The organism is Collinsella aerofaciens (assembly GCF_015548375.1).
Lineage (GTDB): Bacteria > Actinomycetota > Coriobacteriia > Coriobacteriales > Coriobacteriaceae > Collinsella > Collinsella aerofaciens_AB.
The window spans coordinates 1-13,374 of sequence record NZ_JADMWW010000032.1 but is presented as its reverse complement, the minus strand read 5'-3'; the positions used below and the strand labels follow the sequence as shown (position 1 = coordinate 13,374).

Sequence of the window (13,374 nt, the reverse complement as noted above, 5' to 3'; positions counted from 1 at the left end):
CGGCATTCAGCATCAGGGTAGCGCTGCGACGCGGAAATCGCGCGCCGTTGCCGCGCCCCGCAGTGCCCGCTTCCCCCGAGAACAATTATCAGTGCAGGTAGAAGGCCTGTCGATTTTCGAAAAAGGCGGTCATGGTTGGCCCCATCGAGTTAAACGTAGTAGATAGGCCCTTTTCGTGGCGGACCATCAAACGAACGCCGACGCTTGTGCTGTAGCCGCTCCGATCATTCGTAAGTTGCGGTGGAATAGTTCCTAAATTCGACTACTCAAGGCTAAAACCGGAACTATATCACCGCAACTTAGGAGGGAGGGGCGGGGGGGGGTACTAGTTGGGTGCTGCCGTCGGGCTGGGATGGTTTAGGCTCGTTCGCGATGCTTCCATCGTTTACGGCACCAACGCATGAGTGCTTTTACGACCGGGATGGTGATGAGAATTACCCAGGCGGGATGGGGTTGCCCCAGACAGAGCCACATGTAGAGGAACCATGCCTCGGCACTGACCGAATAGACGACATCGATCAGCTTAGATAAGTGGCGTTGGTCGATAAAGTCGCCAAGCGCGTAATAGACGGGAATCAAAAAGACGAGGAAGAGTCCCGTAGCCCATGTGCCGTAGGCAATGCCGAGCACCAGGTAGGCGAGGGTGACGAGCGCGGGGAAGGGGAATTTGTTCCATGTACGTCCGACCTTGGTGTGGAAATGCTTGCCATGATGGTCGAGCTTGTCGTGTGCTTCCTTCCAGCTGGAAAACGTCTCGCCGTCGATGGTGACGGTGCCGTCGTCATTGGTATGCACGCTATGTCCATCGTCCTCAAGCGTATCGATATGCAATCCGCCTGGCCCCACATGGACCTCTTCGCCCTTGCGCTCGTTAGCCACATGGATGCCATTCCAGCCAACATGGACCTCTTCGCCTTTGTTGGGATCAATAACGTGGATGCCGCGCGTGAGGGAAATATCGACAAGTGGCTTATCGCTGTAACCAGAGTGCTCAGTAGAAGCCTCAGCCTCTTCAGCCTCATCTGAAGCTTTGGTGCCGGCGTCGCTGTCCTGTGCCTCATCATCAGCTTGCGAGTCGTCAGTGCTATCCACCGTCTCCCCATACAACAGCTCATCCAGCGACACGCCATACAGCGCGGCGAGCGCAATAAGGTTATCGGTATCGGGCGAGGACTCGCTGCGCTCCCATTTACTGACAGCCTGACGACTCACGCCCAGCTGGGCGGCAAGCGCCTCCTGAGAAAGCCCGGCAGCCTTGCGGCGATCAACGAGCCGCTGTGCCATCGCAAGATCCATGGTGGTTCCTTTCGTTTGATGGTCGAATCGAATGAGCCGAGTATGCTGAGAACAACCGGTAGCGACCACCATTTCTAGTTAGAATCTGCTCCAACCCTACCGCAACTACCGGTAGCAACCCCTAACGACCAGCCATTTCAGGACAAATGTCAGTGCAAGTAGCAGCCAAGAGCCCCCACTCAGTAAGTTGCGGTGGAATAGTTTTTGGATTCAGCCATTTGCGGACTAAACAGGAACTATTTCACCGCAACTGAATTTCAGACCAGGCACCCGCAGCAAGAAGACGAATAGCCCCGGCGAGTATGTAAACGCAGGGCCCTCCGACCCCGCCCGACGATTTCGATTGGCGACCTTTGACGGAGTCAAGGGAGGAGCCAAATCGAAATACGTCGGGCGGGGTCGGAGGGCCCGATGGGGTGGATTCCAGCCGAGGTTATTCGTCGCCGAAGCTGATGCCCAACGCCTTGGCCTCGCGCACCAGATCGCTCTGGGGGTCGACATACTTGAGCTTGCCGGCAACATCCTCGAGCGGCATGTGACACATCTTGCCGTCACGCAGGGCAATCATGTAGCCAAACTCGCCGCGCAGGCAGCCAAGCGCGGCCTCGACGCCGCACTGGGTCGCAAAGATGCGGTCCTGAGCGTCGGGCTGGCCGCCGCGCTGCGTGTGACCGGGGATAGCGACACGGGTCTCGCGACCGGTCTTGGCCTCGATCTCCTTGGCGATGTCGTAGACGATCGACGGGCTCGTGCGCTCGGCGAGCTTCTTCTTGTACTCCTTCTTGGACAGCGCCGCGTCCTCCTTAGAGATGGCGCCCTCGGCGACGGCCACGATGGTAAAGCGGCTGCCGGTCTCCATGCGATGCTCGATGGTCTTGATAACCTGGTCCATGTCGTAGGGGATCTCGGGGATCAGGATGACGTCCGCACCGCCCGCGACGCCGGCGTACAGCGGGATCCAGCCAACCTTGTGGCCCATGATCTCGATGACGAACACGCGGCCGTGGCTCGAAGCGGTGGTGTGGATGTCGTCGATGCACTTGGTGGCGACGTCGATGGCGCTCGTAAAGCCAAACGTCATCTCGGTGCCCCAGGTGTCGTTATCGATGGTCTTGGGCAGAGCGATAACGTTGAGGCCCTCTTCGCGCAGGCGGTTGGCGGTCTTGGTGGAGCCGTTGCCGCCCAGCATAAACAGGCAGTCGAGCTGCAGCTTGTGATAGGTGTGGACCATCGCCGGCACCTTCTCGACGCCGTCGGCCTCGGGAGTGTCCAGACGCTTGAACGGCGTGCGGCTCGTGCCAAGGATGGTGCCGCCGCGGGTGAGGATGCCGCTAAAATCGGCGGGCGTCATGACGCGGAACCTGCTGTAGATAAGGCCTTGGTAGCCGTCCTCAAAACCGTAGATCTCGATAGGTTCTTCGCTATTGGTCATGAGCGTTTTGACGATGCCGCGCATGGTGGCGTTGAGCGCTTGGCAGTCGCCGCCACTAGTAAGAAGACCAATCCTAAGCATGATGAATCCTTCCGGGCAAGTTATAACATGCGCATAAGTTTACCCCCGCACACTGTTGATGCGGAGGTAAAACGTGTTAGCTCAGATGTATAGAAATGTAAGTAACGTCAGGCGAGCGTAAGGTCGATGGGCCTGGCTCCTTAAAGCGCGAAGGCGTCGACGTCGCCCCAGTGACGGCGCAGCGTGATGGCAGCAGCGGGCTCGGTATTGTCAAAGACGACCGACCATTGCGTGTTGCTGGTGATGTCTTCCGGATTGGGCTCTTGCGCCGCAGCGCGTAGGGCTTTCCAAGCGACTGCCTCGTCTTGGGCGCCGGCATGGGCGTCGAGGACATCGGCGATGGCGACGGCGCGCTCTTTACCATGGCCCAGCTCGCCATTCTTTTGGTTGGGCAGCACTTCGTCACCATAGCAGGCGTAGAAGTTCGTAACCTGGCGTACGGGAGTCGCTTTGAAAGCGCGGTCCGGATCGTGCGGATCCCACTCTACTACGCGCGCGTCACCGGCGGCGTCGTTGATAAAGAAGTGATAATCGCGTCCGGCCATGGCGTGCATGTCGTAGGCGGAAAGCAGGTCTACGGCCTCCTGCGTGGTAGCCGCGCGGTCGAGCACAAGGCGGATGGCGAGCGAAGTGTTGATGACGGGGCGTTGCGTGTCCTGGTCACAGGGCTTGGAATCCAGGGTGAGTACGGCAATGGACACGCCGCATTCGTTAACACCGTCGAGCTGGGCAAACGGGCCCATGAGCGCGGCGGCGCGTCCGGCGACGGAGTCAAGCGGAGTGTTATCGCCCAGGTTGTTAAGGGCCGCAAAGCCGATGGAGGCATAGCCGTCGCGCGGGTGATTGCGCACCAGCAGCGCCGAGGTGTCGTCCTTAAAGTCGTAATTGCGACCGGTGCGCACGCGGCCTTCGGCATCTACGGCGGCAAAGGCGCTGCAGGCAAACTGGGGCGCCTGGACATGTGCCGGCACGCCGGGCAACACCTGCGCCACCACAGCATCGATGTAGGCCTGATCGTCGCGCACGCCAGCGGCGATGATGCGGTCGAGGTCGTAGTCGTAGGCGACGTCGATTGCATACAGGTCATAGCCATCCGCATAGTCGGTCAAGCGCTTGAGCGACGCGGCGGACTTGATTTGCTTGCGGTAAACGATGCCGGCGGCAGCGGCAAGGCCGACGGCGGTTCCTGCAACACCGCAGGCGATGGCAATGTTACGTGGCTTCATGACGGCTCCTCTCGTCCTGTTAACGTAATTGTCGCAAAAGGTGCACGGGCATGATGGCTCAACTTGGCGAGCGGCGCGGGATTAAACATGGAATGAAAGGCGCGGCGCTGGCGCGGCGGGGTATGCTGGAGGGGACCATCAACCCAGCGAAAGGGGAGAGCATGACGGATCAGGAAACGCCCGAGCGCGTGCACGTGACTGCCGACGATATCGAGGCCGCCAACGACCTTATCGACTTTATCGAGGCATGCCCCAGCATGTTCCATACGGCGGCGACCATTATGGCCGAGCTCGACGAGGCGGGCTTTACCTACCTGCCCGAGAACGCGGCATGGGATATCGAGCCGGGCGGTCGTTACTACACGCAGCGCAATACCTCGAGCGTTGTTGCCTTTAAAGTGGGCGAGGACCTGGCCGCGACGTGGGGCGAGGACGGCGTTGCCGGTGACTATCATTTTCAGCTCACGGCGTCGCATAGCGATTCGCCGACGTTTAAGGTCAAGGCCGTGCCCGAGCTCGATGGCGCGGGCGAGACGCTGCGCCTGAACACCGAGGCCTACGGCGGCATGATCGACTACACCTGGTTCGACCGTCCGCTGGCACTCGCGGGCCGCGTACTGGTACGCGAGGGCGACCGTATCGAGAGCCGCCTGCTTGCTACAGAGCGCGAGGTCGCCATTATCCCGAGTCTCGCCATCCACATGAACCGCGGCGTTAACGAGGGCTTTGCTCCCAACCGAGCCGTTGACCTGTGTCCGCTCATCAGCGCCGGCGAGCTTAAGCAGGGTGACTTCGATGCCCTGATCGCCGAAGAGCTGGATGTTGAGCCCGAGCAGATTCTGGGTCGCGACCTGTTCCTGGTCAATCGTCAGGATGCACGCATCTGGGGCTGGGCCGACGAGTTTATCTCGACGCCCAAGCTCGACGACCTGGCCTGCGCCTACACCTCGCTGCAGGCATTTTTAGGCGCCGAAAACGCGCACGACGTCTCGGTCTTCTGCTGCTTCGATAACGAGGAGGTTGGCTCCGAGACCAAGCAGGGTGCCATGTCGACCTTCTTGGCCGACGCGCTGCGCCGCATCAACGGATCGCTGGGTTTTGACGACGAGTCGTACCATCGCGCACTTGCTGCCTCGATGCTTGTAAGCTGCGACAACGCACATGCCGTGCACCCCAACCACGCCGAGAAGTGCGATGCCCGCAATCAGGTGGTGCTCAACGGCGGTATCGTCATCAAGGAAGCCGCCAACCAGCACTACTGCACCGATGCCTTTAGCCGCGCGGTGTTCCAGGCCATCTGCGATGACGCCGACGTGCCCACGCAGGTCTTCGCCAACAAGAGCGATATGGCCGGCGGCTCCACGCTCGGCAATCTGTCCAATATGCAGGCGAGCATGCACGCCGTGGACGTGGGCCTGCCGCAGCTGGCCATGCACTCAAGCTACGAGACCGGCGGCGTCCGCGACGTCGTGTGCGCCATCCGCGCCCTTACCGCCTTCTACGAGCACAACCTAACCATCAACGGCGCCGAAAGCGTAGAACTGTAAAACCTGCCAAAAAGGGACAGGTTCATTTTGGCAGGTTTTATCTGGGTAAATGCCAACAGCTAGGCGGAACTGTCAGGACGCCGCAGGTAGAGCCAACGTCATAGTGCAAACTAACCTGACCCCATTGCACCAAAAAAGAAACGCCACAGGTTGAGCAAAAGTCAGCGAGAGTCCGCCGTTTGAGCCAAGGTGCCGTGAAATGAAAAGGCGCTGACCTTCTGGTCGCGCCTTTGAAATTGAACGGCAGATTGGCCAAACGGCGGGTTCGTAGCGTCGACCGGTCCGCCGTCCGTTAGAACGGCGGAATAGATCCCCTAATGTTCAATCCAACAACGTAAAGTTTCGCCGGCCTGTAGGTGGCGTAGATTCTCCGCGGCAATATCCACCACGTTGTTGAGCGTGGCTGCCAGGTGGAACCAACCGGAGACATGCGGCGTGATGAGCATGTTGGGCGCATCCCACAGTGGGCTTGTCTCAGGCAGCGGCTCGGGGTCGGTGACGTCGACCGCAGCGCCGGCAAGGTGCCCGGACTCGAGTGCCGCAACCAAGTCGTCGGCGACCACAAGATCGCCGCGGCCGCCGTTGGCAAAGAGGGCACCCGGTTTCATCGCGGCGAAGAACTCGGCGTTCGCCAGGCCGCGGGTCTCGGGTGTGCTGGGCATAAAGGATGCGACGATGTCAGCCTCGGCCAGGCGCTCGGGGAGGGCGTCCATGCCGTCCATGTCCTCAAACACGATGGGGTAGACGAGCGGATGACGCTTGATACCGCGGACGTGTGCGCCCATGCTGCGGCAGAGCGTGGCGAAGTGCCCACCGATATCGCCGGCGCCCAGTACGAGTACATTGGCATTTTTGAGCGAAGTGACCGGCCCCAAATCCTCCCAGCGATGCTCGCGCTGCAGGTCTTGGTAGCCGGGCAGGCGCTTCATCATGGAAAGGACCATGGCAAACATGTGCTCGCTCACGGCCTGGCCGTAGGCGCCCACCGAGCAGGAGAGCTTGGCGTCGGCCGGCACAGTACCGGCGGCGAGATAATCGTCGTAACCGGCACTCTGCAGCTGTAGCAGCTGGAGATGCTCGCATGCCGTGAGCATGGCGGGGTCGATATTGCCCAGGATCACATCGGCATCCGCGACCTGCTCGCGTGTGACTTCGCTGGCGCTCGTATAGATAAAGTCCTCGCCCGGAGCACTCGACTCAAGAATCGCGCGATGACGATCGTTGACGGGCAGCAAAACCAGGATGTTCACAAGCAGTCCTCTCCGCTTAACCTGCCAAAAAGGGACAGGTTTATTTTGGCAGGTTTTATCAGGCAAAACGTTCAAACAAAACGCCGGATACAAGACGGGCGTGCCCGCCAGCATCCGGCGTCCGTACGGCTACCAGCTCAGCAGCTCGTAACCATCCTCGGTCACGACCAGCTGAACCTCGCACTGGGCGGAGTCGCTGCCGTCCTTGGTGCGCACGCACCAACCGTCACCCTTGCTGATCTTAATGTCGGGTGCTCCGGCGTTGACCATGGGCTCGATGGTAAAGACCATGCCCGGCACCATGATGGTGTCCACGTCGGGCGCCTCGGTGGTAAAGCCCACGAACGGGTCCTCGTGGAACTCCTTGCCAATGCCGTGTCCGCCGTACTCGCGCACCACGCTAAAGCCGGCGTCCTCGACCGTCTTTTGCACGGCCTCGGCCATGACGGACAGCGGCAGCCACGGCTTGACGGCGGCAAGGCCCGCCTCCACGCTGGCGCGCGTGACGTCAACCAGGCGCTGGCGCTCGGCCGAGACCTCGCCGATGCAGAACATGCGGCTCGAATCGCTAAAGTATCCGTCCAGGATTGTGGAACAGTCCACGTTGATGATGTCGCCCTCGTGCAGGACGTCCGTGTCGCAGGGAATGCCGTGGCAGACGACGTCGTTGATCGAGGTGCACACGCTCTTGGGGTAGCCCTCGTAGTTGAGGTCGGCCGGCGTGCCGCCGTGCTCGACGGTGTAGTCGTAGATCATCTGGTCGATCTGGTTGGTGGTCATGCCCGCGGCGATGTGCTCGCCAACGTGGTCGAGCACGCCCACGTTGATGGCGGCGGAGCGCTTAATACCCTCGATGTCGGCAGGCGTCTTGTAGAGTGTGCGGGGCAGAACCTCCCAGCCCTCCTCCCACAGGCGCTCGAGGCGCTCGTCGAAGGCGCTGTGACATTTCTTATATTTTTTGCCGCTGCCGCACCAGCAGGCGTCGTTGCGGCCGGGCACAGGTCCCTTGTCAAACATGGCTAACTTCCTTTCATCCGCAGCTAGTATAGCCCACTAACATGCCTATATGAGTTGCGGTGATATAGTTCCGATTTAAGCGGTTTAACGGCATAAACAGGAACTATATCACCGCAACTGATGGGGTGAGAGGGGGGGCGCTGGCCGCCTGAATCGTGGCTGCGTGCTAGTAGCTCACCTGGCAGGGGATGCCGAGGGCTTGGACGCGTGCGGCGATGGCGTCGAGCACCTCGGGTGCTGCCTTGGCAAGGCCGGCGACCGGCGTCTCGCGCGCCACCGTGTAAATGGTTGCTTCCTGCGGACGAATGCGCTCAAGCGCTGCGAGCCAAGGACCAACGTATTCCTCGCCGGTATTGTCGATGGACTTACCCTGGTACTCGCCCGTCAAAAAGATCGTCTGGATAATGACGTGGCCGTCAAAGCTTGCGAACGTCTCGATCTGATGTTCAACGTCGTACGGGCCGACGGGCTGGTCGAGCAGCTGGATAAACGCTGGATCGACCGTGTCGAGCTTAAGGATATTGTCGTCGACCATCATGAGCGCATCGTGTACCTCGGGGCGGTCGGCGCGCGTGCCGTTGGAGAGCACGGCGATCTTGCTGTTCGGGGCGAGCTCGTCGCGCAGTGCGACGGCGCCGGCGATGGCCTGCGGAAACTCCGGCGCGGCGGTGGGCTCGCCGTTGCCGGCAAACGTAATCACGTCGGGGAGCTCGCCTTCGGCTGCCATTTCGCGCAGCTTGGCCTCGAGTGCGTCGAGCACCATGTCGGCTGTGTTATACGGCTCGTGGCAGGGACGCTCCGCGTTGAGGCCGTTTTCGCAGTAGATGCAGTCGAACGTGCAGATTTTGCCGCTGGCCGGCATCATGTTGACGCCCAGCGACAGGCCGAGACGACGGCTGCGGACGGGTCCAAAGATAGGGCTGGCATTTAAAAACGTAGACATAGAAACATGCTCCTCAAGACAGTTGTGCCTAAGCATAGCATCGGCGCCAACGTATGGTCCGGGCTTGTGCTTTACGGGTTTCGATTTCTCACTCCGCCCTCGATGCTGCGCCATGAAAGGCTTCGAGTCGGGTACAGTTAATCTGTTAACAAAGCATAAGACGACGAGGGCCTATCCAGCCATGCTGGCGTGCGTCTGAATAGGTATTGATAATGGGGGCACAACATGGATTTTACGGTTGAGAATGCGGGCACCACGATTGCCTGTCGTGAGTATGCCGGCCCGGACGTGCCGTCCGATGCGCCTGCCTTGGTATGCGTGCACGGTGCCTGCGTCGACGGCATCTTCTTTGACGGCATCGCCCGCGAGCTCAGCTGTGACTACCGCGTAATTGCCTACGACCGCCGCGGCTGCGGTGAGAGCGGCGACGCGGCAGACGGCCGCTACGATCTTGCTGCCCAAGCCGCCGATCTGCAAGCCGTTATCGAGTACGTCGGCGCTCCGGCAAACGTGCTCGCGCACAGTGCCGGCACGTTGGTGGCTCTGGAGCTTCTTCGCACAAACCCGGCTGTCGTTTCGCGTGCGATTCTGCACGAGCCCGCCGTGACGGGTGAAGGTGCTGGCATGGGCGCGGCCCCCATTTTGCTCGACATGATTGCGGCGGGGAAGGTCTCGAGGGCATTGAGGGCCTTTCTGGGCGCCATCGGCGACCCGGACCCCGAGGCTCCCAAGACAACTGAAGCGGAAGCCAAGCATGCCCTGCGCAACGGCCGTTGTTTCATGGCAAATGAATACGGGCCCAACATGACCTATGCGCCCGAATGGGAAGAGATCAGCGTACCAAAGGCCGTTGCCGCCGTGCTTCTGGGTGAGCTTTCGATTGGCACATCCCGCGAGGCGGGCACGCGAGCAGCTGCAGAGTTCCTGGGCTGCCCGCTCGTGACGATTCCCGGAGCGCATAACGGCCTTCGAGATCGCCCGGCGGCAGCGGCTCGTGCCGTTCGCGATATTCTAGAGCCCCAGCGCTTTTAATGGCCTTGGCGGGCAGCGCTTGCAAGCGTTTCGGCGATGTTAACAAACGCCCTCCAAACCTTGCGTCTGCAGCTCCAAATATACCGTTTGCCAACTCATGAAAATGTAACGATATTCACGTGCTTACCTGCATCAACAAGATGCTACCCTTGTACCATTTGATACCAACTGCTATCAAACGCAACGATTGAAAGGGCCCCATATGCTCAATAATCACGAGGCCAATCTAACCGACGAAGAGGCTGCCGCCGAGGTTGCCCGTGTCGCGAAGATCTACCCCGTGGTCCGTCTGATGTCGGCCGATCAGGTCAAAAGCGAGCGCAACTGCTTGCTCGCCGGCGATCGGTGCCCTTGCCTGCGTCAGTCAAGTCTTGAGGCCTTGGCGACTTCGGATGAGATATCGGAGCGGCTGCTCAACGACGGCGTCGAGTACCGTGCTCGCGTGCGCTCTTTGACGGTCGAGGGCGAGCCTCACGTTTTGCTGATGGTGCGCCCGATCGATGAACAAGAGGTCGCAGAAGAGGACCTTGTCTACACCGATGTGCTGACGAGCGTTCGTAATCGCCGCTATTACGAGGAGAAGCTTCGTAGCGCCCGCATGAACGCCGGCGTTGCGATGATTGACCTCGATGATTTTAGGGTCTTCAACGATACCTGTGGTCGTCATGCCGGTGACCTCGCGCTCGGCGCCGTGGCGGCGGCGATTCGCGGCGGCATTCGTTCGACTGACGAGCTTGTGCGCCTTGGCTGCGACAAGTTCGTGGCCGTCATGCCCAATATCCCCTCCGATGACTTTGCCCGTCGTCTGCGTCATGTATCCGATGCCGTCCATGCCACGATTGTCCCTGGTCACGAGCATGTAAGCCTTACGGCATGCGTGGGCGGTGTTCGCATCAATGGCGAGACGGTCGATGAGGGCGTAAACCGTGCCGTCCAGCTTTTAAGCCATGCCAAGGCAAAGCCCGGTACGGTTGTGACCGACAGCGATGCAATCGAGATCTTCCAAAGCGAAAAACCCTCGGTGCTTATCGTCGATGACTCCGAGATGAACCGTATTATCCTCAACGAGATGCTCAAGGACGAGTATCGCGTCTTGGAGGCGGACAACGGCCGTACGGCGCTCGATTTGGTTGACCGCTACGGCGATGAGCTGTCGCTTGTGCTGCTCGACATCATCATGCCGGGTATGAACGGGTTTGAGGTACTGGGCGAACTGTCACGCCGAACTGTTGCCGATAGCCTGCCCGTCATCATGATCTCGAGCGAGGATTCCGATGACGTGGTGCTGCGCGCCTACGAGCTGGGTGCTTCGGATTACATCAACCGTCCGTTTAACGCACGCGTCGTTCGCCGCCGCGTGAGCAATACCATCCGCCTGTATGCCAAGCAGCGTCGTCTGACGAGCCTGCTGTCTCAGCAGTACAACGAGCGTGTCAAGAACAGCCGCATGCTGATCGATATCATGGCCGGCGTCATGGAGCTTCGCAACGGCGAGAGCGGCCTGCACGTCACGCATATCGAAAAGCTGACCGAGCTGCTGCTGGGCTGCCTGGTGCATCGCAGCGACAAGTTCCCGCTCGACAACGAACAGCGCTCCACGATCGCCATGGCCTCGGCGCTCCACGATATCGGCAAGATGTCGATCGACGACGCGATCCTCAACAAGCCCGGACGCCTGACGTCCGAGGAGTTCGAGATCATGAAGACGCACACCACCCTCGGTGCCGACATGCTGTTTGAGCTGGGTCACCAACATGCCGGCAATTCCTTGCTGGAATATGCGTACCAGATCGCACGTTGGCACCACGAGCGCTGGGATGGCAAGGGCTATCCCGACGGCCTTAAGGGCGACGAGATCCCCATTGCCGCGCAGGTGGTTTCGGTGGCCGACGTATACGACGCGCTCACGAGCGTGCGCGTGTACAAGGATGCCATCCCGCACCAGGAAGCGATTCAGATGATTCTGGACGGCAAGTGCGGTGAGTTTAACCCGCTACTGCTCGACTGCCTGCTCGAGGTGCAAGACCGTATTGTCGAAACGTTGGCACGTCCTGCCGACGTCGTTGCGTTCCCCACGATTTAGTTTGACCGAAGGAGTTTTAATTCATGGGTTCCATGCGTGAAGCGTATGAGAAGATCGGCGCCGATTACAACGGTGCCAGCGTTCGCCTGATGGGCGAGGAGATGCTCGCCCGCTTTGCCCTTAAGTTCTTGGATGACGAGAGCATGGACAAGCTGGAGGCCGCTATGGCGGCAGGGGACGTTGAGGGTGCGTTTATGGCCGTGCATACGCTTAAGGGTGTGAGCCAGAACCTGGGGTTCGACAATCTGTATGAGCCGGCGGTCGTGGTGACCGAGGCGTTGCGTAATGCCAACACCGTTGATGGTGCTCGCGACGGGATACATGCACTGCGTCAGCAGTATGCGGCTACGATGTCGGCCCTGCGTGAGGCGGCTGAGTAAGAGACCGCGAGCCTTGGACCGTGCTCCAAGGTCGTAGATATAGATAAAATAGGGCGCCCCGTCGGACCATGTGGTCGGCGGGGCGCCCTATTTTGTTGCGCCGCCCGTGAGTTAGCGCGCCTGCTTAACCTGAGCCGCTGCCTCGACAAACGACTTTCACAGGTTAAAGTCGGTCTCGAGCGTCTTCCACGTGTACTCAGGATGCCATTGCACGCCTAGACAGAATGGCTGGCCTTCGACCTCGATGCACTCGGGAACGCCGTCGGTTGCCTTGGCGACCAAGCGCGTGCTCTTACCCAGACGATCGACGCAGCAGTGGTGTGCGGAGTTGGTTTGGATCAGCCTGTGTCCGCCAACCGCGCGGTCGAGCAGCGAGCCCGGCACGACCTCGACGGGATGCACGGGGTCGTTGAGCACGTGGGTATGGCGCCACTGCGTGCGGCCCTCGCGAGCGCCCAGGCTCGGCACGTCCATGCACAGGGTGCCGCCAGTGGCGACGTTGAGCAACTGCGTGCCACGGCAGGTGGTAAAGAGCGGCTTTTTGGCGCGGAGCACCTCGCCGACCAGCTTAAACTCAAAGCTATCGCGGATCTCGCAGCAGAGGGTGGGGTCGTAGGGTCGATCATCGCCCCAGCGTTTGGGGTTGACATCCGGGCCGCCGGGAATAGCGATACCGTCGGCGATATCGACGTAATGGCGGATGACCTCAATGTCCTCGGTGATGGACATCTGCAGCGGCAGGCCGCCGGCGGCAAGGATGGCATCGACAAAGACACTTGCGATTTCCTCGTTGGGGGAGAGCGTCTCGCTTAAAAACGGCTTCGCCTCTTCCCAGCGCGGCGCGACGAGGATGAGCGGGCGGTCGGCGGGATCGACGTCGACGTGCGGGGTGTAGGACGATGAGGTGCGGGTTCCGATCATGGTTGCGGCTTTCGAATCCGGGTGGACATGGCACAGGGGTGGCGCGGGGCAAACGTTACTGATGAATTTGCCCGCGTGGCAATTGGGTTGGCTCTGTTAGACCAGGATTGACATACATGTGTCCCCACGGTGCCATATCTTTGACCCCGTAGACCGCGATGATGGG

At 60.4% G+C, this 13,374-nt stretch carries 11 protein-coding genes; 4 read left to right on the top strand and 7 right to left on the bottom strand.

What is annotated here, in order from left to right; all coding sequences use genetic code 11:
• Nucleotides 1–357 precede the first annotated feature (357 nt).
• From I1969_RS10450 to I1969_RS10440, 3 genes are all read right to left on the bottom strand, one after another.
• On the bottom strand, nt 358–1,296 hold the full coding sequence (locus I1969_RS10450) for a helix-turn-helix domain-containing protein (RefSeq protein WP_195235071.1): 939 nt from the start codon (nt 1,294–1,296) through the stop codon (nt 358–360).
• A gap of 433 nt (nt 1,297–1,729) precedes the next feature.
• On the bottom strand, nt 1,730–2,809 hold the full coding sequence (locus I1969_RS10445; protein ID WP_195235070.1) for a 6-phosphofructokinase: 1,080 nt from the start codon (nt 2,807–2,809) through the stop codon (nt 1,730–1,732).
• Nucleotides 2,810–2,949: 140 nt separating this feature from the next.
• Nucleotides 2,950–4,035, bottom strand: coding sequence for a carcinine hydrolase/isopenicillin-N N-acyltransferase family protein (locus tag I1969_RS10440; RefSeq protein ID WP_195235069.1), 1,086 nt, complete (start codon nt 4,033–4,035; stop codon nt 2,950–2,952).
• A gap of 161 nt (nt 4,036–4,196) precedes the next feature.
• Here I1969_RS10440 and I1969_RS10435 point away from each other — a divergent pair, with 161 nt between their 5' ends.
• Nucleotides 4,197–5,582, top strand: a complete 1,386-nt coding sequence (locus I1969_RS10435) for a M18 family aminopeptidase (RefSeq protein WP_195235068.1) — start codon at nt 4,197–4,199, stop codon at nt 5,580–5,582.
• Between the two features lie 314 nt (nt 5,583–5,896).
• Here I1969_RS10435 and I1969_RS10430 read toward each other — a convergent pair whose 3' ends face one another.
• The 3 genes from I1969_RS10430 to I1969_RS10420 all read right to left on the bottom strand — a co-directional run bounded on the left by I1969_RS10430 (nt 5,897) and on the right by I1969_RS10420 (nt 8,792).
• Nucleotides 5,897–6,832: a D-2-hydroxyacid dehydrogenase gene (locus I1969_RS10430; RefSeq protein WP_271748098.1), complete on the bottom strand. Its 936-nt coding sequence runs from the start codon at nt 6,830–6,832 to the stop codon at nt 5,897–5,899.
• A gap of 129 nt (nt 6,833–6,961) precedes the next feature.
• Nucleotides 6,962–7,849 (bottom strand): type I methionyl aminopeptidase, encoded by an 888-nt coding sequence (map, locus tag I1969_RS10425; RefSeq protein WP_195235066.1) that lies wholly within the window; start codon nt 7,847–7,849, stop codon nt 6,962–6,964.
• A 166-nt stretch (nt 7,850–8,015) separates the two neighbouring features.
• The gene (locus I1969_RS10420; protein WP_195235065.1) at nt 8,016–8,792 is read right to left on the bottom strand and encodes a radical SAM protein; all 777 of its coding nucleotides are present in this window, start codon (nt 8,790–8,792) and stop codon (nt 8,016–8,018) included.
• 225 nt (nt 8,793–9,017) lie between these two features.
• Between I1969_RS10420 and I1969_RS10415 the strand changes: the two genes are divergently transcribed.
• The 3 genes from I1969_RS10415 (at nt 9,018) to I1969_RS10405 (ending at nt 12,287) form a co-directional block, all read left to right on the top strand.
• A complete protein-coding gene (locus I1969_RS10415; RefSeq protein ID WP_195235064.1) occupies nt 9,018–9,824 on the top strand; it encodes an alpha/beta fold hydrolase in 807 nt (268 codons plus the stop codon).
• Between the two features lie 202 nt (nt 9,825–10,026).
• A complete protein-coding gene (locus tag I1969_RS10410; RefSeq protein ID WP_195235063.1) occupies nt 10,027–11,907 on the top strand; it encodes a diguanylate cyclase in 1,881 nt (626 codons plus the stop codon).
• A 23-nt stretch (nt 11,908–11,930) separates the two neighbouring features.
• Nucleotides 11,931–12,287 (top strand): Hpt domain-containing protein, encoded by a 357-nt coding sequence (locus tag I1969_RS10405; protein ID WP_195235062.1) that lies wholly within the window; start codon nt 11,931–11,933, stop codon nt 12,285–12,287.
• A 156-nt stretch (nt 12,288–12,443) separates the two neighbouring features.
• Here I1969_RS10405 and I1969_RS10400 read toward each other — a convergent pair whose 3' ends face one another.
• Nucleotides 12,444–13,208, bottom strand: coding sequence for a gamma-glutamyl-gamma-aminobutyrate hydrolase family protein (locus tag I1969_RS10400; protein WP_195235061.1), 765 nt, complete (start codon nt 13,206–13,208; stop codon nt 12,444–12,446).
• Between the last annotated feature and the right edge of the window lie 166 nt (nt 13,209–13,374).